Here is a 23,025-nt window from a genome sequence, read left to right on the forward strand (position 1 = left end):
AAAGTCTTCAGTCATCAGTAGGCAGTCAGTCTTACCGAGTTGAATTTTACAGATTAACCATTTCATTCCAGTTGTATCCTCTTCTCTCTGGGAAGGTTTAGGGATGGGCTTCTTTTAAAATTTCAAGGTCAATCCCACCAAAAAATTTGTTGTTGCCTGCGGATAGTATCCTGCCCCTTCAATAGTTGTTGTTTGATTTGGTACTGACCATGTATCGTCATAGGTATAATAATATCCGTTAGAAATATACTTTTTATTAAAGATATTATTTACCAAAGCTGAAACAACAATAGATTTGAATATGCTTTTAGGTTTAATCTCATAAAATAGGTTGAAATCACTCACAAAATAGGCCTCAAGTTTTGATCGTTCAGAATCTGTATTGCCCATAAATTGTTCGCCTACGTATTTACTCAAAAAAGAAAATTGCAAATTAGTAATAGGTCTATAGACTATAGCATTTGAAGCCACAATTTCTGGTGAAAAAGAAATATTGGTTTTTCCTAAATTAACCAATTGTCCATCTAATTGAGTTTTATACGCTATATTTTTATTAGAACTAAATGCAATTGCAGGTTGTATTGCAAATTGATTGTTTAGTTGTAATTGAGCATCTAACTCTAATCCTAATCGGTAACTTTCACCGCTGTTAGCTCTAATCGGCGAACCGACATCGTCTAATGCTCCGGTTAAAACTAATTGCTCATTATAGAGCATATAGTACAAATTGCTGTTAATCTTTAGGTTTCCATTACTGTATCGCCAGCCCAGTTCAAAATCGTTCAATTGTTCTGGTTTTACGTCGGCATTGGCCTCAAAATCATCTTTATTTGGTTCTCTGTTGGCTCTAGCATAAGAAAAATACAAATTATTGTTTGGGTTTAATGTATAAGTAATTCCAGCTTTTGGATTAAAAAAACTATATTTTTTGTCAAGTATTAAAGGTGTTCTATCCGAGTTTATCCCTGTGGTTTTATAGTTGAGTAATCGCAATTGCAGATCACCAAAAAGGCTAATCTTATCATTCAATTTATAAGTAGCCTTCGAAAAAAAACTTAAATCTGTTTTTTTACCATTACCATCATAATAACGTTCTCTGATGTTGTTATTTCCAGAAAACTGAGCCCAAATTATTTCTCCGAAATGATCACCATCATAATTACTATAAGATACCCCCGTGTTACTGTTAAGCCTATTGTCCTTGTAATTTACCGAGGCGTTGGCAACATAAAAATCATTATCAAGCCACTTTCGTCGTATTAAGTCGGTTTCATTTATAACAGTATTATCAATCGTGATTTCCGCTAAACCATAATCACTAAAGTTTTCATCCTCCTTGTATTGCTCGTAATAACCACGGCCTTGTGTATAATTAAGTCCAATATTTGTTGACCAATTGTTGGTTATTTGCTCGTTCCAATGCAATTGATAATGATCTTGTTTATAGTTATCAATTTCATTATCGTAAAATTGGGTTTCTCCATCAGCATCGGTATATTCTCCTGACGGATTATACGTTCTGTTGTTTTCCAAAATATCTAAATCCTCAATGCCGTTCCAAGCCAAATAGGTGTTTTCATGACCACCAAATACTACCGCTTTTATTAAAGTATTATCATCTTTGTATGCCCCTTGTAAAAAATAGGATTTAAGGTTCGCTCTGGCTCTATCCACATATCCGTCTGATTTTATCTGAGATAACCGCCCCGCTATTTCTATATGATCGTTCAACAGCCCAGTACTGAATTTTAGTGTATGCTTACGGGTATTAAAACTGCCAAAGGAATTTGAAATTTCGCCAAAGGCAGTATCCGAAACCGCGTCCGTCAGTACATTAATACTAGCCCCGAAAGCACCGGAACCGTTGGTAGATGTACCCACGCCACGTTGTAATTGCAAATTTTCTACAGACGAAGAAAAATCAGGCAAATTAACCCAAAATGTTCCCAATGATTCTTGATCGTTAAACGGAATTCCGTTGATAGTAATGTTGGTAGATTGGGCACTGACTCCTCTAACTCTAATACCCGTATAACCGATACCTGCACCAGCATCACTGGTGGTTACAACTGATGGCATGTAATTCATTAAAATAGGAATATCCTGACCTAAATTGCGTTTTGTGATTTCTTCCTTTTCAAGATTAGAATGGGTAATAGGTGATGTAGCTTCAACTCTTACTGCTTTTACTAAAACCTCGTCTAATAATTCTGGTTCTTGTCCAATTTGTATGTTCAATGTTTTGTCTGCATAGAGAAAAAATGTTCTTTCAATCGGTTGCCCCATAAAACTGAATACCAAGGTGTATTGTCCTCTTTCTAGTCTTAACTGATAAAATCCGTTAAAATCTGTTGTTGTCCCTTTTTCTGTTCCTTTAATTAAAACTGTTGTCCCTGGCATGGGCTGACTGTTTTCATCAAGAACTTTACCTGAAACCGTAAATTCTTGAGCAAAAGTAAAAAATGAAGCAAAAAGTAAAAGTAGAGCTAAACGATTATGAAGTCTTCGCAAATGGTGATATGGCAAATAATTGAATAAAATTTTCATACGATTAAGTATAGTTTTTAACTAATTAATCGAATAAAAAGAGGTAATTATTCTTTGTTATGGTAAAAATGTTATGGCAGTAAAGATTTATGTTTTTGCCACCTCGCCATCTGACACCTTCGCTAAATATGTCCACCGGACATATTTTAACGCTCGGTTCCCTAAACAGCATTACCTGTTCTAGGTTCAATGGGTATAATCTCAGCCGATATTTTGGCACCCCTTTATTGAGATGCTGCAAAGATATAATAGAATTACGAATTACAACTAGTGTTTTAAAGTTTTTTAATTAAACGTTAAAGAAATATAAATGAATTAAAAAATTATTGAATAAAAAATTAATTGATTAGTCTTAAATATATTAACCATTTATGAGAATAATACAATTATTAAACCTCTGAATATTATAATTCCAATAAATATTAACCTCTTGTTAGACATTTATCAACATAACCCTAAAAACAGTTAAAAAGTTAATGTTATCTTAAAGATATAATAATTTTTAAATTATTACTTTTGCGTGGTAAAATTTTAAACTAATTCAATTTACACATGAAAAAAATTACTCAATTATGTTTGGTGGTATTATTTTTTGTAATATCATCAGCAATGTATGCACAAACCATTACGGGTACAATTAATGATGAATCAGGACCATTACCTGGAGCCAATATTTTGGAAAAAGGCACCACAAATGGTACTACTACAGATTTTGACGGAAAGTTTTCGTTAAACGTTAATGCTGGTTCAGGTTCAATTGTTGTGTCATTTATTGGTTTTACCAATAAAACGGTAAGTTTTACTGTAGCCTCTGGCGAAACAAAAGATTTAGGAACAATTACATTGGCTTCTGACAACACATTAGATGAGATTGTGGTTACCGCTGTTTCTTTTGCAGTAGACAGAGAAACTCCTGTTGCAGTTTCAACTATTAAAGCTCAAGAGATTGAAGCAAAACTAGGTACACAAGAATTTCCTGAAATTTTAAAATCTACTCCAGGGGTATATGCTACCAAGTCTGGTGGTGGTTTTGGTGATGGTAGATTAAACTTAAGAGGTTTTAATTCTGAGAATGTTGCCGTAATGATTAACGGAGTTCCTGTTAATGACATGGAAAATGGCAGAGTATATTGGTCTAACTGGGCCGGTCTAGCTGATGTTACAAGTGCTATGCAAGTTCAAAGAGGTTTAGGTGCTTCTAAAGTAGCTGTTCCTTCAATTGGTGGTACAGTTAATATCTTATCGAAAACCACGGACGTAGAAACTGGAGGAAGTATTGGTGTAGGTGTTGGTAATGATGGGTATCAAAAATACGGAGCTACTATTTCTACTGGATTATTAGATAGTGGATGGGCTGTTACCGTTTCTGGTGCAAAAACAAAAGGTAACGGTTATATTGACGGTACTGAATTTGAAGGATACAATTACTTTTTAAATGTTTCTAAGCAATTAAATGATAATCACAAAATCTCATTGACTTCTTTTGGTGCACCTCAACGTCACGGACAAAGACAAAACAGAAGTACTATTGCTACCTATAGAAATGCTGAAAGTGGTACTCGATTTAACCCAGATTGGGGTTTAAGAGGTGGTAAAGTTGTACATATTGAAGATAATTTTTATCACAAATCTCAAACATCTTTAAACCATTATTGGACTATGGGTGAAAAATCTAGTTTATCAACAGCATTCTATGCCTCTTGGGGTACTGGTGGTGGTGGTGGTACTGCTGGTTCTAATACAGATTTATTCAATACTAGATTAGGAGGTAGTGACCAGCCCGTTGATATCGATAACATTATAGAAATTAATAGAGCTAATGGTTTACAAGGCTTAGGTTCTGAAGCTTTTTTAAGAGCGTCTAGAAACGACCATAGCTGGTATGGAGTACTATCAACATTTAAAACTGACTTAAGTGATAATTTGGCATTTGTAGCTGGTCTTGATTTACGAACCTATACTGGTAAACATTTTAGGGAGGTTACCGATTTATTAGGAGGTTCTTATGCATTTGATGATAGTGATGCTAATAATCCTAATAGAGCATTAACTGTTGGAGATAAGTTTTCTTACAATAACGATGGTGAAGTAGGTTGGCAAGGGCTGTTTACACAATTAGAATATAATAATGATGTAATTGCAGGGTTTGTTTCTATTACAGCTTCAAACACATCTTATAGAAGAATAGATTATTTTAATTATCTTGACAATGACCCTTTGCAAGAAACTGATAAATACAATTTTGGAGGTTATGGTATAAAAGGTGGTGCTAACTATAATTTAAATGAAAATCACAACATTTTTGTTAATGTAGGTTATTTTGAAAAAGCACCAATATTTGATGCCGTTTTCTTAAACTTTAATAACGAAACAATTAATGAAGAAGCTGATAATGAAAAAATACTTTCTTTTGAACTAGGATATGGATTTAGAGGTGAAAAATTTGCAGCCAACTTGAATGTATATCATACAAAATGGAATGATAGATCATATACGGATAGATTCCAAGAAAATGGAGAACAGTTTTTTGTAAACCTTTTGGGTGTAAATGCTATTCATCAAGGTATAGAATTTGATTTTAACTATAGACCTTCAACTAAATTAACATTGACAGGTATGTTATCTTTAGGAGATTGGAAATGGGACAATGATGTTTTAGGTGTGCAAGTTTTTGATGAAGAGAACAATCCAGTAGGAGATCCAATAGATTTATATATCGAAGGTTTAAAAGTATCTGATGCCGCACAAACAACTGCTGCTTTAGGTTTAAATTGGGAAATAATGGATAAAACTTATTTTTCAGTTGATTATAACTATTTTGGTAATTATTACGCAGATTATGATCCTAACGATAGAACATCTCAAGGCATACCACAATCATGGAAAGCACCAGATTACAGTACTTTTGATGCTAGTGTGAGGTATGGTTTTGATTTTGGTCCTTTCGACGCTACTTTAACTGCAAGAATGAACAACGTTTTTGACACAGAATATATTGCTGATGCAATAGATGGAACAAACCATGATGCAGCTTCAGCTTTGGTATGGTACGGTTTTGGTAGAACTTTTAACTTTAGTGCAAAACTTAATTTTTAAACAAAAAAATAATGAAAAAAATATTTTATTTAGTGCTAATTGTAGGTGTAGCTTTAACAAGTTGCGACCCTATGGACGACATTCATACTGAGATTGATGCTCAGCAAAAAGTAATAACAGGTGAAATTGATTATACATTATCTGATGATGATTATGATGATTTAGATTTAAACTTTGGCAACTTCAATTCAATTGATGATGCAAAATCAATGATTCCTGGATTGTTAATTGATAAATATCCTGTTTGGGGAGATGGTTCTTTAGCTACTGTTACTTTTAAATGGTATAATAAAAAGGAAACCTATAGCAAAAATATTTATGAATTATCTAGTGCAGAGCATAACGAAGTAACAGGTAATACTTATGGGAATTTTGACAGAGATTACCATGCAACTAATTTTTTAGAGGATAAATATCCTGATGCTGAAGATGGAGATTTCCACTCACTAAGATATAAGTTTTATAACGGTGGCGAAACCGAATTAACCGATGGTTTTTACTTCATGGATGGTGAATGGAATAAAATTGCAGGTTTCACTCCTGATCAATATAATGCTATGGGAGAAGGTTTTCCTAATTTCTCAAGTCATGACGAAGCTGAAGCTAAAACACCAATAGCCTTGTTGGATGTTTATAAATACAATCCTAAAAGTGCAGGTGATATTGTAGCCACTATGTATGAGTTATATAAAGGTGGTGGCATTACCAAAAGTTACACAGCTAACTATGTATTTGATGGTTCAGCATGGTCCAAGTATAACAATGTTGCTAACGAAACCATAAAATTCGGTCATGATGGTACTACATGGGTGCCAGATAATACAATCAAATATACCTTAACGGGAGCTGATTACACTTTAGTTGGTAATGGTCAATACGGGAATTTTGATGTTAGAGCTGGTAAAGCCGAAGAGTCTGAAGAAGCTAGGTTAGCAAAAATAAACACTATTTTATTAAATAACTTCCCTAATATGGCAGAAGGACAAAAATTTGCTGTTACTTATAATATCTATAATGGAGCAAATGGAATTTGGGAAATGAAAGTGATATTACAAGGAGGCGTTTACGTACTTCAATAAATAATAAATTTAACTTTTTAAAACCTCTTATGCGATAATTGTATAAGAGGTTTTTTTATATTTGTAACTATGAGAAAGTCCTTTTATTTAATACTATTTATTCTACTTTTTTCAAACTGTGGAAGCGATAGTGGTGGTACTGTTAAACCGCCTGAACCAGAAATAAAAAAACCCGTTGCAATAAATGATGCTTTTAATGCTGTTGAAGATGAAGCTTTAATTATTTCAACTTTATTATCAAACGATAAAGATTTGGGTAATGCAAGGATAACTACTTTTGATGCTACAAGCACTAACGGTGGTACTATTGAAGATAACAGAAATGGGAATTATACATATGTTCCAGCTAAAAGTTATGTGGGCACTGATACTTTTAAATATACTATTTGTGATTCTAGAACTCCAAAAAATTGTTCCACGGCAACGGTGACAATAACTATTTCTGACGAAGGAACTCCCATTGCTGTTGATGATAATTACAACAGCACAAAGAACACCTCAAGAACATTTGCAGATATTTTAGATAATGATGATTTGGCAGATGATGCCACTATAAATTCGGTTGATAATTCAAATTCAACTGGGACGGTTACATTAAATGACGATGGAAGTATAACTTATGTGCCTCAAACTGATTTTACCGGTGAAGACACTTTTACCTATTCTATTTGTGATGATGATACACCAACGGCTGCATGTGCAACAGCTACAGTTAAAGTTACCATACTAGAGTCAATAGCATTTAATATTCCAACAGATTTAGTTGCTTATTATGAAAACCTAGGCTTAACATCTGATGCTGAATTGAACAAGACTTTGCTAAGTGATTTTACAACAACCCAACATACTACAATTCTATCGTATGGGCAGCGACATAATTTTCTATACAATGCTGATGAAGATGATGCTAATAAAGATAACGTAATTTTGATGTATTCTGGAGAAAGTCGTTATTGGGAAGAATATACCTCTGGCACAAATTCTTATAGTCCACAAACATTTAATACGGAGCATGTCTATCCACAATCTTTATTAGATGCTAACGATGCAGTAACCGATTTACATCATTTAAGATCATGTGATGCATCTGTTAACTCCGATAGAAGCAATCATCCTTTTATGGATGGCAGCGGAAGTTATAAGTCTGAAAACAACAAATGGTTTCCTGGTGATGATTGGCGAGGTGATGTAGCTAGAATGATAATGTATTTGAATATCCGCTATGGTGAAACTTTTGAAAAAGTGGGTACATTGGAGCTGTTTTTAGAATGGAACATTGCCGATCCTGTTTCAGATTTTGAAATTCAGAGAAACAATATTATTGAAAGTGCACAAGGAAATAGAAACCCCTTTATTGACAATCCTTATATAGCTACGCTTATTTGGGGAGGCAATGCTGCTGAAAACAAATGGCAATAATTTTAGTACTTTTGTTTAAAATCAAAATCTATACATTATGATGAAAATGATACATTCCTATTGGGCTTATTTAGTTTTGGCACTATTGATAATCGCCACCATAAATTCTATTATCGGCTTAACGCAAAGTAAAGAATTCAAGGACAAAGACCTTCGAATTTCTTTATTTACGCTTATCGTTACACATATACAATTATTAATCGGATTGGGCTGGTATTTTATGTCTCCATCGTATAAAGCATTAAAGGAAGTAGGTATGGGTGAAGCTATGGGCAATTCTGGCTTACGTTTATTAAGCGTAGAACATCCTTTAATGATGTTAATTGCTATTATTTTTATTACCATTGGTTGGTCCAAACACAAAAAGAAAACTACAGATAAAGGCAAATTTAAAGCTATTGCTGTTTTTTATGGATTAGGATTATTATTTGTTCTGAGTAGAATTCCTTGGGGGCAGTGGTTTTCTTAAAGGTTAAGAGTAAAGTTATCTCTATCTTCTAAAAACTTGAATTTTTCTCGGATTTTTTTTAGGTTTTCTTTTGAAAGGGTTATTATTTCAGTAGCATCTTGATAGGGTTGTATGTCGGAAATCTGTCTCCCTAACCCATCAAACGCAATGGAATTACCGGTAAATTCATAGCCATTTTTGTCTGAACCTATTCGGTTTACACCAACACAATATGACATGTTTTCTATTGCCCTAGCTTTTAGTAATGTATGCCAAGCCTCAATTCTAAGCTTAGGCCAGTTAGCTACGTAAATCAAAAAATCATAATCTTCAGTATTCCTTGACCAAACAGGAAACCGAAGATCGTAACACACCATTGGACAAATTTTCCAACCCTTAAAATTTACTATTACTTTTTTAGTACCAGATGTGTATAGTTTGTTCTCGCCAGCTAAGGTGAAGGTGTGTCGCTTATCGTAGTTTTCTATTTTACCATTAGGAAAAATAAACACAAAACGATTGTAATAATTATCATTTTCTTCAATAACTAAACTCCCTGCAATAGCTGTCTTTTTTTTAGCAGCCAATTCTTTAAGCCAATAGATAGATGTTCCATCCATTTTTTCGGCAACATTTTTAGGTTGCATAGTAAAACCTGTAGTAAACATTTCAGGCAAAATGATTAAATCAACATCAGCTGAAATGTTTTCAATTTTTTTCGAAAAATTTCTCCGATTTTCTTCAGGATTTTCCCAAACCAAGTCAGTTTGGATAATAGCTATTTTCAGCTTGTTTTGCATCAGTTTAAAAAGCTTACATTCTTCTTAGCTTTTTCTCCGCTTTTTCAATTTTCTCTCTTTGCTTTTCTAACTTTTTAAGCCATTTTTCCTCATCTTCTGGAGATAATTTTCCCTTTGCCTTTAACTTTTCATATTTTGTAGTATCCTTTTTATATTTTTTTTGACTCTTTTCAAAGTTACTTTGGGCTTTTTCCCTTTTTTTAACTTCTTTTTCAGCCTTTTTTTGCTTTTTCTCCGCTTGCTTCTGCTTTTTCTCCGCTTTTTTCTGTTCTTTTTCAGCTTTTTCTAAAGCTATTTGACGCTTTAATGCATCTTTTATAGCTGTCTGTTCAGATACAGTTAAATTTGGAGTAACATCAACACCATCTAAAAAAATCAAATCTTTTTTTACTTTATACTCTTTTCCTTGATATTCTACTTTTTGTGCTTGCACTAGTATTGTTGCTAATAACAACACCATTGAGGCCAATAGTTTTATATTTTTACTCACAAAACCTCTATTTTTTTTATCGTGTTCGTGATTTTTCTTTGAAAAATTCATAATCTTAGTTTTTAAATTTTAGTTTAAACAAAGTTAATTAAAATAGTAATGCATTTAAATTTTATTTAAGATGTTAGCGGCTTCTATTAATGTTTCATCTTTTTTAGCAAAACAAAACCGAACTATCTTTTGGTCAAGATTATTGGTGTTAAAAACAGAAACTGGTATTGCAGCTATTTTATATTCTTCAACTAATCTTTTAGCAAAATCAATATCGTTTTCATCGCTTATATTGCTGTAATCTAGCAATTGGAAATAAGTACCATTTGAAGGTATAAATTTAAATCTAGAACCTTTAACAGCATCCAAAAAAAGATCACGCTTTTTCTGATAAAACAAATTCAATTTCAAATAACTATTTTCTTCCTTTAAATATTTAGCAAAAGCTATTTGCATGGGATGGTTAACACAAAACACATTAAACTGGTGTACTTTTCTAAATTCATGCATCAATTCTGCAGGTGCTGCACAATATCCCATTTTCCAACCTGTATTGTGAAATGTTTTACCAAATGATGCTACAACAAAACTTCGTTCTTTTAAATGTGGAAACAAACATACACTTTGGTGCTGCAAACCATCAAAAACAATATGTTCGTAAACCTCATCGCTCAGCACCATAATATTGGTGTCTTTTACCAAACCTTCAAGTGCTAACATATCTTCTTTACTCCAAATCGTTCCACATGGATTATGTGGTGTATTAATGATAATCATCTTGGTTTCAGTGGTAATTTTTTCTTTTACCTCTTGCCAATTTACTTTATATTTTGGAGCTTCTAATTGGATAAAAACAGGTTTCCCTTTATTTAATTGTATTGCGGGTTCATAACAATCGTATGCAGGTTTGAAGATAATTACTTCATCGTTCTTTTTTATAAACGTACTTATAATGGTAAAAATAGCTTGAGTTGCACCTGAAGTAATTGTTATTTCAGATTCAGGATGATAATCAACATCATATAAATTATTAAATTTATTGGCAATTTGTTCTCTTAATGCTAAAACTCCAGGCATGGGAGCATATTGATTATAGCCATTATGCATGGCTTTGGTAACCAATTCAATTAGTTTTGAATCAGAATCAAAATCAGGAAAACCTTGTGAAAGATTAATAGCATTGTTTTCTTTTGCCAACCTGTTCATTATCGTAAAAATAGTGGTTTTAATAGTCGGCAACTTAGAATGAATCTGCATATCATTTATTTTAAGGCATAATATAGTAAAATGACTAATTAATAACCCTCTTTTTTTTATCTTTGAAAGAAATAAAAAAATTGATTAAAGTAAGGTTCTTAAACCACTAAAAATTACCAACAAATAAAAGATGACGCTTACCAAAGTAACAAAACTATCTACAATTGTATTTCTTTTGGTTGCGTTTCATTCTTTTGCTCAAACAACAAATATACCTGATAGTAATTTTGAACAAGCCTTAATAGATTTAAACTATGATACGGGCATTGTAGATGGTACTGTACCAACGATAAATATTGCTAATGTTACTACTTTGAACATTGCTAACAAGGAGATTTTAGACTTAACAGGTATTGAAGATTTTGCAGCCCTTGAAACTCTTATATGTCACTCTAACAAATTGACCAATTTAGATTTAAGTCAAAACATTAATTTAATAAGCCTGTTCTGTCACCAGAATAGACTTGTGAATTTAAATGTAAGTCAGAATGTTCTTTTGACAACATTACAATGTTACAGGAATCAATTGACAAGTCTTGATGTAAGCCAAAATACTGCATTGGTAATTTTATTTTGTGCCAACAATAAACTTGCAAATTTAGATGTGAGCAACAATATTGCTCTGAGAAATTTATATTGCTATTACAATCAATTAACCACCTTAGATGTAAGTCAGAATACTGCACTTATACGATTAGATTGTTTTAGAAATGAACTCACTGAGTTAGATGTAAGTCAAAACTTAAATTTAGAGCATTTATATTGTTATAACAATCAACTTACAGGTTTAGATTTAACTGAAAATACAGCCTTAAGAATGTTTAATTGTTCGAATAATGAACTAACAATTTTAAATCTCAATAATGGAAATAATGGAAATATTGATCGTTTCTTTGCCAGAAACAATGCTGATTTAACTTGTATTACCGTTGACGACCCTAGTTATTCCATTTCTAATTGGACCAATGTTGACGCTCATGCAACTTTTAGTTTAGATTGCAACCCGTTAAGTACCGATGAATTTGAAGTGAACGGATTGTCCATATACCCTAATCCGTTTCAAAATGAGTTAAATATTACAATATTAGATGATGCATATTATAGATTGTTTAACGCAAAGGGGCAAATTGTTTCTAGTGGAACTTTAGAGATCGGTGACACCAAAGTAAATCTTTCTAGATTAACAGGTGGGCTCTACTATCTTATTATAAAAACAGAAACAGGAGAAGTTTCAAAAAAAGTAATAAAGTACTAATTACTTTAAACTTCCATCCAAGCCTTCAAAAACAGAAATAATAACACTAACCGCTTTAGCATAAAATTCAGGATGAATATTTTCAAATTCATCTGTTTCTTTGTGATAATCTTTATGGTCTTCTACACCAAAATATAAAAAAGGAATCTGTTTTTTATGAAACGACCCATGGTCAGATGAGTTTGTCCAATTCTGCTTGTCATCAGAACCATCGTGGCCAATTAATAATCCAAAGTTTTCTGGAAGTTTAACAGCAGTAATTACTGGTTTTAAATGTTCATAAAACCGAGTTCCAACAACATAAAGTTCATTTTTATCGCTTCTACTAATCATATCCATATTAAGGTTTACTAAAATGTTCTCCTTTCCTATTATCGGATTATCTACATAATATTTTGACCCTTGCAACCCCATTTCTTCAGCATCAAAAGCAGCTAAAACAACCGAATGCTTAGGTGGGTTTTTCTTGAAATATTCAGCAAAACTAAATAATGCACTAGTTCCTGAGGCATCATCATCAGCACCATTATAAATAGCACCATCTTTAACCCCTAAATGATCATAATGTGCAGAAATAACAATGTACTTATCTGGATTTTGTGTTCCCTTAATAACGCCTAAAACGTTTATTCCGTTATAGTTTTTCTTATCCCTTCTGCCTGTAAAAGAAAAAGGTTGATGATATGTTTTTGACAAAGGTAAAACGCCAAATTGTTTAAACTTTGAGGTAATATAATTTCTTGCTTTCAGAGAGCCTTCGGTTCCTGTTCTACGTCCTTCAAATGCATCAGAAGATAAAACTTTTATATGATGTAATAATGAATCTTTAGAAAACCCAATTGATGATACATAACTATTCTCTGAATTATCAGAGGTTGTTGATTGCGTTTTGCATCCGGATAAAATAAGTAGAAATATTACTACATAAATAAAATTGCCTCCCTTCATAAACTTATCCTTTTAAACTAGCAGCTAAATACTCTCTATTCATTCTAGCAATATTTTCCAACGAAATTCCCTTAGGGCATTCCACTTCACAAGCTCCAGTATTTGTACAATTACCAAAACCTTCTTCGTCCATTTGTTTAACCATATTTAAAACGCGTTCAGTTGCTTCTACTCTCCCCTGTGGTAACAAAGCAAATTGAGATACCTTTGCTCCAACAAACAACATAGCACTAGAATTTTTACAACTAGCTACACATGCACCGCAACCAATACAAGCTGCAGCATCCATAGATAAATCAGCATCATGTTTAGGAATAGGAATGCTATTGGCATCTTGCGTATTACCCGATGTATTTACGGAAATATATCCTCCCGCTTGCTGAATACGCTCAAAAGCGGTTCTATCAACTACCAAATCTTTAATTACTGGAAAAGCTTTTGCTCTCCAAGGTTCAATGGTAATGGTTTCTCCATCCTTGAACATACGCATATGCAACTGGCACGTGGTAATACCTCTATCTGGTCCGTGAGCTTCTCCGTTAATATGTAAAGAACACATACCACAGATACCTTCACGACAATCGTGATCAAAAGCTATAGGTTCTTCGTTTTTATTTACAAGTTGCTCGTTCAATACATCCATCATTTCTAAAAACGACATATGTTCTGAAATATCGGTAACTTTGTATTCGACCATTTGACCCTTAGTTTTTGAGTCTTTTTGTCTCCAGATTTTTAACGTTAAATTCATAATGTATTTTATTTGTATGACCTCGTCTTCAATTCAATATCCTTAAATTCTAATTCTTCTTTATGCAAAATTGCCTCACTTGGCTTCCCAGTATACTCCCAAGTGGATACATAGGCAAAATTCTTGTCATCACGTAAGGCCTCACCATCTTCGGTTACATATTCTTCACGGAAATGTCCTCCACATGATTCGTTTCTTTCCAAGGCATCTTTAGCAAATAATTCTCCTAATTCCAAAAAGTCCGCAACTCTTCCTGCCTTTTCTAATTCTTGATTAAATTCTTCGTTTTTGCCTGGTACTTTTACATTTTTCCAAAAATCCTCTCTAATTTCTTGAATTTCCTTAATGGCTTCTTTTAGACCTTTTTCATTACGTGCCATACCTACTTTGTTCCACATTACCAATCCTAATTTTTTATGATAATAGTCAACAGAATGTGTTCCCTCATTATTGATAAAGAAATCTATTTTATCTTTTACTTCTTTTTCTGCAGCATCAAATTCTGGTGTGTCCGTTGGAATTTCTCCTGTACGGATGTCATCAGCTAAATAATCACCAATAGTATATGGTAATACAAAATAACCATCTGCTAAACCTTGCATTAAAGCAGAAGCTCCTAGACGGTTAGCCCCGTGGTCGGAAAAATTGGCTTCTCCGATACAGTACAATCCCGGAACGGTAGTCATCAAGTTGTAATCCACCCAAACACCGCCCATGGTGTAGTGGGTTGCAGGATAGATCATCATTGGTGTTTTATACGGGTTTTCATCTATTATTTTCTCATACATTTGAAAAAGGTTTCCGTATTTCGCTTCTATTATACCCTCACCTAATTCAATAATTCTTTCTTTTGATGGATTATGAACACCATGAATTTTAGCTTGTTCTGAACCATAACGCTCAATGGCAGCTGCAAAATCCAGATATACGGCTTCTCCGGTAGCGTTTACGCCAAAACCAGCATCACATCTTTCTTTGGCTGCTCTTGACGCTACATCACGTGGTACCAAGTTACCAAATGCAGGGTAACGTCTTTCTAAAAAGTAATCCCTGTTTTCTTCGGCAATCTGCGTTGGTTTTAGTTTGCCTTCTTGTATAGCTTTGGCATCTTCAATGTTTTTTGGCACCCAAATTCTACCATCGTTACGCAACGATTCCGACATCAAGGTCAATTTTGATTGGTAATCGCCCGAACGTGGAATACAAGTTGGATGAATTTGTGTAAAGCAAGGATTTGCAAAATAAGCTCCTTTTTTATGGATTTTCCAAGCTGCAGTTGCATTGGAACCCATGGCATTCGTCGATAAAAAATAAACATTTCCATAACCGCCAGAAGCTATAACTACTGCATGTGCTGAATGGCGTTCTATCTCACCATTAACAAGGTTACGTGTAATAATGCCTCTTGCTTTTCCGTCAACTTTTACAACATCCAACATTTCATGACGGTTGTACATTTCAATTTTACCACGAGCAATTTGACGGTTCATTGCCGAATAAGCACCCAATAATAATTGTTGCCCTGTTTGTCCTTTGGCATAAAAAGTTCTAGAAACCAAAACGCCCCCAAAAGAACGGTTGTCCAATAACCCGCCATATTCACGGGCAAAAGGTACCCCTTGGGCCACACATTGGTCAATGATATTTCCTGAAACTTCTGCCAGACGATATACGTTTGCTTCACGCGAACGGTAATCTCCACCCTTAACGGTATCATAGAACAAGCGGTAATTGGAATCACCATCGCCTTGATAATTTTTAGCGGCATTTATCCCGCCCTGAGCGGCAATGGAATGTGCCCTACGCGGTGAATCTTGGTAACAAAACGCTTTTACGTTATAGCCAAGCTCGGCCAAAGTAGCTGCAGCAGAACCACCAGCAAGTCCGGTTCCTACAACAATAACGTCTATATTTCGTTTATTGGCCGGGTTTACCAGATCAATATTATCTTTATAATTCGTCCATTTATCTTTTATTGGACCTTTGGGCACTTTTGAATTTAAAGTCGTCATAATACAGTATAAGATTAATGGTTAAAATGATGGAACAGAGCAATGAAAATAAATCCGGCCGGAATCAGAATGGAATACCATTTCCCGGCAGCTTTCACAAAACTGTTGTATTTATTGTTAAAGCCGATAGATTGAAAAGCCGATTGAAAACCGTGCAATAAATGTAACGCTAACAAAACAAATGAAACAACATATGCACCAACTCGCAACGGACTCACAAACTTATGCTGCAATTCTTCAAAGTAACGGTATCCTTCGCCATCAGCCAGCAAACCGGACATATCCCCTTTAATATATTTGGTATTTATTTCCGGAATCCAAAAATCAATAAAATGCAATACAAAAAATGCCAGCACTACAAGCCCGCTATAGATCATGTTTCTACTCATCCATGTAGAGTTGGCAGATCCTTTAAAATTATAATACTTAACATTTCTAGCACTTTTATTCTTTAATTCCAAGACAAAACCCATTACAAAATGAAATACAACACCAAAAATCAACACGGGTTGTAAAGCAAATTGAACCAATGGGTTTGTACCCATAAAATGGGACAGTTCGTTAAATAAATTCTCACTGAATACCGAGGTAATATTAACGGCCAAATGAATAATCAGGAAAAAAATAAGAAAGAGTGCGGACAGTGCCATGGCAAACTTTCGAGCAATTGATGAAGATAAAAATCCGCTCATTTTGATTAGTTTTTCGTATGTAACACAAAGATACTATTTACATTGTTTTAAAGCCAATTACTTTATGTGTTTTTTTCTTATTTAGAATGATTATAAAAACATTATATTTAGCTGTTCTAATTTAGCATTTCAATACGATATAAAGTTTATGTACTCCAAAAATGTCCAATTTAAAAACAAACAAGGTATAATACTTGATGGCAATATTGATTTCCCAATTGATAAAAAACCTTTGAGCTATGCTTTATTTGCTCACTTTTTTACGGGTTCTAAAAATTTTACCGCTGTCAGAAACATTTCAAAAGCCTTAACGCATAACAGAATAGCCGTAATGCGTTTTGACTTTACTGGGCTAGGTAATAGTGAAGGTAAATTCGAAGATTCCAATTTTTCTACCAATATTGACGACCTAATTTCGGCAGCAACATATTTAAAAGAGAATTATAAATCTCCTAAAATAATTATAGGTCATTCTTTAGGTGGTGCAGCTGGGGTTTTTGCCGCCAATGAAATCGATTCCATCCAAGCCATAGTTACCATTGGGGCACCTTCTAACCCATCACACGTTGAGCATTTATTTGAAGATCATATAGAAGATATTAATCTAGAAGGCGAAGCTACTTTTGAGATTTCAGGGCGTTCGTTTACCATAAAAAAACATTTTTTAGAAGATTTAAGTTCTAAAAACATGACTAAATTATTACAAAAATCCAGAAAGCCTATTTTAGTACTACATTCACCACAAGATAAAATTGTCGAAATTGCTAATGCCAAAGAGATTTATAATGCCGCTCATCATCCTAAAAGTTTCGTCTCGCTTGATGGTGCCAATCATTTATTGACCAACAAGGCAGATTCTTTCTATGTGGGCGAGGTATTAGCTAGTTGGGCAAAACGTTATGTTTTATTTAATGAAGAACCTGAACTGAATACCGATAAACAAACAGTAGTTAGAATTGGTAAAACAAAGTACAGTACAGAAATTGTAGCAAGAAACCATTCCATATTAGCAGATGAGCCAAAGAAATTCGGCGGTAAAGATTCTGGGCTAACACCTTATGAACTTTTGCTGGCAAGTTTGGGCTCTTGTACCGCCATTACCTTGCGAATGTACGCAGACAGAAAAAAATGGGATTTAGATGAGGTTTTGGTTCACTTAGAACATTTTAAACAACATGCTGAAGACTGTAATTCTTGTGAAGATCCTTCGTCCAAAATTGACAAATTTATACGAACTGTTGAGTTAGTGGGCGACCTTACTTTTGATCAACGAAAAAGATTGTTGCAGATTGCCAACAGATGCCCTGTCCATAAAACATTAGAAAATAAAATAGAAATAGAAACCGTTTTACGCTAAATTATAATAATGAACATATTTATACTTTCCGTTGGCGAAACTATCTACTCTACGCAAAGATTGGTGCAGGAAGCTGAAAATTTAGGACATACGGTTCGAGTTATTAATCATACACAATGTTCGGTTAAACTAGGCAAGGGCAAACCTCAGATTATTTTTGAAGGTGAAAATATTATTGATGTACCTAATGTAATTATTCCCAGAATAGGTGCATCTGTAAGTAGGCATGGTGCCGCTATTGTTAAAGAATTTGAAATGAATGGTGTGTTCAGCACTGCACGTTCTTTAGGCATTTTAAGGGCTCAAAATAAAGTGCGTACCTTACAGATAATGAACAGGAAAAATATTCCTATTCCGCAAACGGTTTTTTCCATAAATCCTAAAAATATTGATGAACAAATTGAATTATTAGGTGGTCCGCCCGTAATTATTAAATTACAAGAAGGCACTCAAGGTATGGGTGTTATTTTAGCAGAATCCAAAAAATCGGCAAAGTCCATTATGGATACTTTTTACAACATGAAGACCAGTTTTTTATTACAAGAATTTATTGAAGAATCTAATGGAGAAGATATTAGAACAATTGTAGTGGGCAATAAAGTTGTAGCTTCTATGAAACGAAAAGGTGAAGTGGGCGAGTTTAGATCAAACATCCATAGGGGTGGTACTGGTGAGATAGCTCAATTGACAAATGTAGAAAGAAAAATGGCTTTACGAGCCACCAAATATTTAAGTTTGCCTGTGGCCGGAGTAGATATAATCAGATCTAAAAAAGGCTCGTTGTTATTAGAAGTAAATGCCTCGCCTGGTTTACAAGGAATTGAAGCCTATACACAAATAAACGTAGCTTATCATATCATAAAATATTTAGAAAATAATGTTCGACAAAAATTTCAAAAACGAACCCATAGAAATAAAAGGTGAAAAGGTCGATTTAGGAGAGCACAAACTCATTAAATTCGAAATTGACAGATTGGCCACTGGAACAAAAATTGAGATTCCAACTTATGTCTTTAACGGAAAAAAGCCTGGGCCAACGGTTTTAATTCAGGCGGGGCTGCACGGTGATGAGTTAAATGGAGTTGAAATAATACGTAAAATGCTCACCAAAAATTATTTTAATGTGGAAAGAGGATGTGCTATTGTAGTTCCATTATTAAATGTTTTTGGATTTTTACATTTTTCTAGAGATGTTAATGATAAAGATGTAAACCGAAGTTTCCCAGGGTCAAAAACAGGGTCGTTGGCAAGTAGAATTGCGTACTTTCACCTTAGAGAAATAACCAAAAATGTTGATTTTGGTATTGATATTCACACTGGTGGTAAACAACGCAATAATTACCCTCAAATTAGATATACTCCTAGTTCTGAAGAGGGTAAACGGTTGGCATCTATTTTTAATGCACCTTATCAATTTGGGTCAAATCTGATAGCTAAATCGTTTAGAAAAGCTGCTCATAATCATAATATTCCAATAATTGTATATGAAGGTGGTGAGTCTTTACGGTTCGACAAGTTTGCCATACGAAAAGGTAAAGAAGGCATCCTAAACATTTTAGAACATTTTGAGATGATTCCGAAAACTAAGAGTAAAAAGAATGAACCAACTATAGAAATATCAAGTCGAAAATGGATAAGAGCCAAAATTGCTGGCATGTTAAATTTACGGATTAAAAATGGTGAACATGTTACTAACGGGCAAACATTGGGTTATATAACAGATACCTATGGGGAGTCGATTATAAGCATAAAAGCACCTTACAGCGGATATATTATTGCTGTTAATAATTTTCCTGTAGTTAATAGAGGAGATGCGATTTTTCATATTGGAAAAAAATAAAATATTATATTTACTTTTTTAAAATTTTAATGTCAACTTCAACCAAACATAGTTTAGAACCAAATAACTGGGTAAAAGAATATTCAGATTATTTGTACAACTATACCATTACACGAATTGATAATCATGAGCAGGCTAAAGACATTGTTCAAGAAACTTTTTTCTCAGCATTAAAAGCAGCTAAAAATTATAGAGGTCAGGCCTCTGAACGCACTTGGTTAATAGCTATCCTTAAACGTAAAATAATAGATTATTACAGGAAAATAAACTCTCGTAAAGGGAAAGCTGAAATAAGAGTAAACTTTTACGAAGATGGTGATAAAAAAGGAAGTTGGTTAGAAGAACGTGTGCCACAATTATGGGATAATGGGGCTGAAAAAGAAATTGAAAATGCCGAACTTAAAAATGTACTGGATGGTTGTATAGATCATTTGCCCGAAAAATATAGATTGGTATTTAACTTGAAAAACGTTGAGCATTACGAAACGGAAGAAATATGTAATGAACTAGGTATCACGCCGTCTAACCTGTGGGTTATCATCCATAGGGCCAGACATCAGCTAAGAAAGTGTTTAGAAGATAATTGGTTTGCAAAATAGTATTTTATGAGTATGAAAATTTTTATTAGCTGTGATGAAGCTACAACCATTTGTAACAAGAGCCAATACAAAGAAGCTTCTTTTTGGGAGATAATAAAGTTAAAAATTCATGTTTTTAGCTGTAAAATATGTGGACGCTATTCTAAACAAAATGCGACATTAACTAAAGTTTGTGACAAGCATTTGAACAAAACCGAAAGCGAACGCAAACTCTGTGAAGAAGAAAAAGAAGCAATTCAAACAGAGGTAGTAAAAAAAATAAATTCTAATCCTTAAATAACTAATAGATTTCAATATTAAAACTCCAAATTTCAAAGCTAGTTTTTGAAATTTGGAGTTTTAAATTTGATTAATTTTGTACTATGGATTTCCTACCTCAAAAAATTGAAGATTACGTAAACGCCCATACCGAAGATGAACCTGAATTATTACAACAACTTAATCGGGAAACTTGGCAAAAAGTATTGGTCCCGAGAATGTTAAGCGGCCATTTTCAAGGACGAGTTTTAGCTATGTTATCAAAATTATTACGACCTAAATCAATTTTAGAGATTGGCACATATACGGGTTATTCTGCATTATGTCTGGCTGAAGGATTAACACAAAATGGGACACTGCATACTATTGACCATAATGAAGAGTTATTGTCTTTACAAAAAAAGTACTTCGATAAATCTGATTATAAGGACCAAATTAAGCAATACACAGGTAATGCTTTGGAAGTAATTCCTACTATAGCTTCAACTTTCGATTTAACTTTTATTGATGCCGATAAAAGCAATTACAGCAACTATTTTAATCTGATTATTGATAAAATGAACAAAGGCGGTGTCATCTTATCGGATAATGTACTATGGAGCGGAAAAGTAACCGAAAAACCAGACCCAAAAGATGAAGATACAAAAGCTCTTATTGCCTATAATAAATTGCTTAAACAAGACAAACGGGTTGAAACAGTATTGCTACCTATTAGAGATGGCCTAACCATTACAAGAGTAAAATAGTTTATTTTACTTTCTTTAAAAAAAACAAACTCAGTTTGTAAAAAAGGAAGCCAATTACAATACCCACCAACATACCCATAAAAATATCAATCGGGAAATGTACTCCAACATATATTCTACTGTATGCAAATAATATAGGCCAAATTAATAGTAAAAAAGTGTATTTGTAATACTTTTTTAAGGTTAATATCATATAAGTTGTTACTGCAAAAGATGTGGTGGAGTGACCCGAGACAAAGCTAAAGTCTTTTGAGCGTTTTAAAATCCTTATAATTTTATTTATCGTTGGATCGTTATTGGGGCGTAAGCGTTCAAAAGTATCTTTTATAAAATTAACAAACTGATCTGAAAAAGTAACTAATGCCGCGGCCACTAAAACCAAAACCAATCCTTTCTTCCAGCCATAGGCTTTAAAAATAAAGTAAAAAAGCAATAAAAATAAAGGGATCCAACTGAATTGATTGGTGACGAACACCCAAAAATTATCCCAAGGTTCTGATCCAAAACTATTTAAAAAAATAAATAATTCTTTATCGTATTCAATAATTTGATCTAAAAAATCCAATTGAACTGATTTACAAATTACGTTTTATTGGACCTGTAACATCGTCAATATTACTCTTGACATTATCCTTTATGGACTTTACATCATTTTTTAGCTCTTTGGCCAAATCAGTATCTATACCTTGTTTTTCAGCAGTTTCGGTAATCTCTCTTTTAATATCGTTTGTGGCATCTTTTAATTGACGCATACCTTTACCCAGCCCCTTGGCAATACCCGGAATTTTATCCGCTCCAAAAAGCATCAGTACAATAACAAGTACTACAAGAATTTCGCCACCACTAATAAATAAAAAGTTCATAGTCTCGATTAATTGATGCAAAGATAAGGGAATTTATATACCTTTAATAATATTATTTATTTTAGCATTTCCTCAAAAAATTTAAAAATGAATTTCAGAATAGCGACAAAAAATGACGTTCCTTGTATTATAAAAATGATTGCGAACGATAAGTTAGGTAAATTAAGAGAGAATTACCAAGATCCTTTACCCGATAGCTACTATAATGCTTTTGAAAATATTGATGCTGACCCAAATCAGGAATTAATGGTTATTGAAAATGATACTTCTGAAGTTATTGGTACATTGCAATTAAGTTTTATTCAGTATTTAACCTATAAAGGTGGCACAAGGGCTCAGATTGAGGCTGTACGCATTAGAGAAGATTTTAGAGGAAAAGGTATTGGAAAACTGATGTTTGAATGGGCCATTAATAGAGCCAAAGAACGTAACGCTCATGTTTTGCAGCTTACCACTGATAAAAAACGACCTGATGCACTTGCTTTTTATAAAAGTTTAGGGTTTGTAAATAGTCATGAAGGGATGAAGTTGCATTTAAATTGAAATATTTTAGGATTAATCATGATAAGAAAGTTTT

22 protein-coding genes are annotated in these 23,025 nt (G+C 33.5%); 12 read left to right on the forward strand and 10 right to left on the reverse strand.

Annotated features, from left to right (window positions below; translation table 11 throughout):
• Positions 1-114: 114 nt before the first annotated feature.
• Positions 115-2,547, reverse strand: a complete 2,433-nt coding sequence (locus U5A88_RS13570) for a TonB-dependent receptor (RefSeq protein WP_354207305.1) — start codon at positions 2,545-2,547, stop codon at positions 115-117.
• A 552-nt stretch (positions 2,548-3,099) separates the two neighbouring features.
• Between U5A88_RS13570 and U5A88_RS13575 the strand changes: the two genes are divergently transcribed.
• The 4 genes from U5A88_RS13575 to U5A88_RS13590 all read left to right on the forward strand — a co-directional run bounded on the left by U5A88_RS13575 (position 3,100) and on the right by U5A88_RS13590 (position 8,610).
• The gene (locus U5A88_RS13575) at positions 3,100-5,643 is read left to right on the forward strand and encodes a TonB-dependent receptor (RefSeq protein WP_354207307.1); all 2,544 of its coding nucleotides are present in this window, start codon (positions 3,100-3,102) and stop codon (positions 5,641-5,643) included.
• A gap of 11 nt (positions 5,644-5,654) precedes the next feature.
• Entirely contained in the window at positions 5,655-6,722 is a 1,068-nt protein-coding gene (locus U5A88_RS13580) for a hypothetical protein (protein ID WP_354207309.1), read from the forward strand.
• Positions 6,723-6,791: 69 nt separating this feature from the next.
• Positions 6,792-8,141 carry an endonuclease gene (locus U5A88_RS13585; RefSeq protein ID WP_354207311.1) on the forward strand — a complete coding sequence of 450 codons (1,350 nt, stop codon included), beginning with the start codon at positions 6,792-6,794 and terminating at the stop codon, positions 8,139-8,141.
• Between the two features lie 40 nt (positions 8,142-8,181).
• Positions 8,182-8,610, forward strand: a complete 429-nt coding sequence (locus tag U5A88_RS13590; RefSeq protein WP_354208192.1) for a hypothetical protein — start codon at positions 8,182-8,184, stop codon at positions 8,608-8,610.
• Here U5A88_RS13590 and U5A88_RS13595 read toward each other — a convergent pair.
• Genes U5A88_RS13595 through U5A88_RS13605 form a run of 3 tightly spaced genes read right to left on the reverse strand, consistent with a single transcriptional unit; the run spans position 8,607 to position 11,127 of the window.
• Complete coding sequence (locus U5A88_RS13595) at positions 8,607-9,389, reverse strand: amidohydrolase (protein WP_354207313.1); 783 nt, start codon at positions 9,387-9,389, stop codon at positions 8,607-8,609. The genes U5A88_RS13590 and U5A88_RS13595 overlap by 4 nt on opposite strands.
• Positions 9,390-9,402: 13 nt before the next feature.
• Positions 9,403-9,930 carry a hypothetical protein gene (locus U5A88_RS13600; protein ID WP_354207314.1) on the reverse strand — a complete coding sequence of 176 codons (528 nt, stop codon included), beginning with the start codon at positions 9,928-9,930 and terminating at the stop codon, positions 9,403-9,405.
• 54 nt (positions 9,931-9,984) lie between these two features.
• Positions 9,985-11,127 (reverse strand): methionine aminotransferase, encoded by a 1,143-nt coding sequence (locus U5A88_RS13605; RefSeq protein ID WP_354207316.1) that lies wholly within the window; start codon positions 11,125-11,127, stop codon positions 9,985-9,987.
• A 130-nt stretch (positions 11,128-11,257) separates the two neighbouring features.
• Here U5A88_RS13605 and U5A88_RS13610 point away from each other — a divergent pair, with 130 nt between their 5' ends.
• Complete coding sequence (locus tag U5A88_RS13610) at positions 11,258-12,382, forward strand: leucine-rich repeat domain-containing protein (protein WP_354207318.1); 1,125 nt, start codon at positions 11,258-11,260, stop codon at positions 12,380-12,382.
• Here the strand turns inward: U5A88_RS13610 and U5A88_RS13615 are convergent, their stop codons facing one another.
• From U5A88_RS13615 to U5A88_RS13630, 4 genes are read right to left on the reverse strand one after another with little or no spacing between them, the layout of a single operon-like run.
• The gene (locus U5A88_RS13615) at positions 12,383-13,330 is read right to left on the reverse strand and encodes a M28 family peptidase (RefSeq protein ID WP_354207320.1); all 948 of its coding nucleotides are present in this window, start codon (positions 13,328-13,330) and stop codon (positions 12,383-12,385) included. It lies immediately after the preceding gene.
• Between the two features lie 4 nt (positions 13,331-13,334).
• The gene (locus U5A88_RS13620) at positions 13,335-14,081 is read right to left on the reverse strand and encodes a succinate dehydrogenase/fumarate reductase iron-sulfur subunit (protein WP_354207322.1); all 747 of its coding nucleotides are present in this window, start codon (positions 14,079-14,081) and stop codon (positions 13,335-13,337) included.
• A gap of 8 nt (positions 14,082-14,089) precedes the next feature.
• The gene (locus tag U5A88_RS13625; RefSeq protein ID WP_354207324.1) at positions 14,090-16,093 is read right to left on the reverse strand and encodes a fumarate reductase/succinate dehydrogenase flavoprotein subunit; all 2,004 of its coding nucleotides are present in this window, start codon (positions 16,091-16,093) and stop codon (positions 14,090-14,092) included.
• A 14-nt stretch (positions 16,094-16,107) separates the two neighbouring features.
• Positions 16,108-16,785, reverse strand: coding sequence for a succinate dehydrogenase cytochrome b subunit (locus tag U5A88_RS13630; RefSeq protein ID WP_354207326.1), 678 nt, complete (start codon positions 16,783-16,785; stop codon positions 16,108-16,110).
• Positions 16,786-16,933: 148 nt separating this feature from the next.
• On the opposite strand from U5A88_RS13630, the gene U5A88_RS13635 reads away from it, so the two are divergent.
• From U5A88_RS13635 to U5A88_RS13660, 6 genes are all read left to right on the forward strand, one after another.
• The gene (locus tag U5A88_RS13635; RefSeq protein ID WP_354207328.1) at positions 16,934-18,142 is read left to right on the forward strand and encodes a bifunctional alpha/beta hydrolase/OsmC family protein; all 1,209 of its coding nucleotides are present in this window, start codon (positions 16,934-16,936) and stop codon (positions 18,140-18,142) included.
• Between the two features lie 9 nt (positions 18,143-18,151).
• Positions 18,152-19,066, forward strand: a complete 915-nt coding sequence (locus U5A88_RS13640; protein WP_354207330.1) for a RimK family alpha-L-glutamate ligase — start codon at positions 18,152-18,154, stop codon at positions 19,064-19,066.
• Complete coding sequence (locus U5A88_RS13645) at positions 19,020-19,982, forward strand: succinylglutamate desuccinylase/aspartoacylase family protein (protein ID WP_354207332.1); 963 nt, start codon at positions 19,020-19,022, stop codon at positions 19,980-19,982. Before U5A88_RS13640 ends, U5A88_RS13645 begins: the two co-directional genes overlap by 47 nt.
• 29 nt (positions 19,983-20,011) lie before the next feature.
• The gene (locus U5A88_RS13650) at positions 20,012-20,581 is read left to right on the forward strand and encodes a sigma-70 family RNA polymerase sigma factor (protein WP_354207333.1); all 570 of its coding nucleotides are present in this window, start codon (positions 20,012-20,014) and stop codon (positions 20,579-20,581) included.
• Between the two features lie 6 nt (positions 20,582-20,587).
• A complete protein-coding gene (locus tag U5A88_RS13655) occupies positions 20,588-20,857 on the forward strand; it encodes a hypothetical protein (protein ID WP_354207335.1) in 270 nt (89 codons plus the stop codon).
• An 86-nt stretch (positions 20,858-20,943) separates the two neighbouring features.
• Positions 20,944-21,585: an O-methyltransferase gene (locus tag U5A88_RS13660; RefSeq protein ID WP_354207337.1), complete on the forward strand. Its 642-nt coding sequence runs from the start codon at positions 20,944-20,946 to the stop codon at positions 21,583-21,585.
• A 1-nt stretch (position 21,586) separates the two neighbouring features.
• On the opposite strand, the gene U5A88_RS13665 is transcribed toward U5A88_RS13660, so the two are convergent.
• Both U5A88_RS13665 and U5A88_RS13670 read right to left on the reverse strand, forming a co-directional pair.
• Positions 21,587-22,150, reverse strand: a complete 564-nt coding sequence (locus tag U5A88_RS13665) for a phosphatase PAP2 family protein (protein ID WP_354207338.1) — start codon at positions 22,148-22,150, stop codon at positions 21,587-21,589.
• 10 nt (positions 22,151-22,160) lie between these two features.
• Positions 22,161-22,448: a Sec-independent protein translocase subunit TatA/TatB gene (locus tag U5A88_RS13670; protein WP_354207340.1), complete on the reverse strand. Its 288-nt coding sequence runs from the start codon at positions 22,446-22,448 to the stop codon at positions 22,161-22,163.
• Between the two features lie 87 nt (positions 22,449-22,535).
• On the opposite strand from U5A88_RS13670, the gene U5A88_RS13675 reads away from it, so the two are divergent.
• Positions 22,536-22,991: a GNAT family N-acetyltransferase gene (locus tag U5A88_RS13675; protein ID WP_354207342.1), complete on the forward strand. Its 456-nt coding sequence runs from the start codon at positions 22,536-22,538 to the stop codon at positions 22,989-22,991.
• Positions 22,992-23,025 lie beyond the last annotated feature (34 nt).

Source organism: Aureibaculum sp. 2308TA14-22 (assembly GCF_040538665.1).
Taxonomy (GTDB): Bacteria; Bacteroidota; Bacteroidia; order Flavobacteriales; family Flavobacteriaceae; genus Aureibaculum.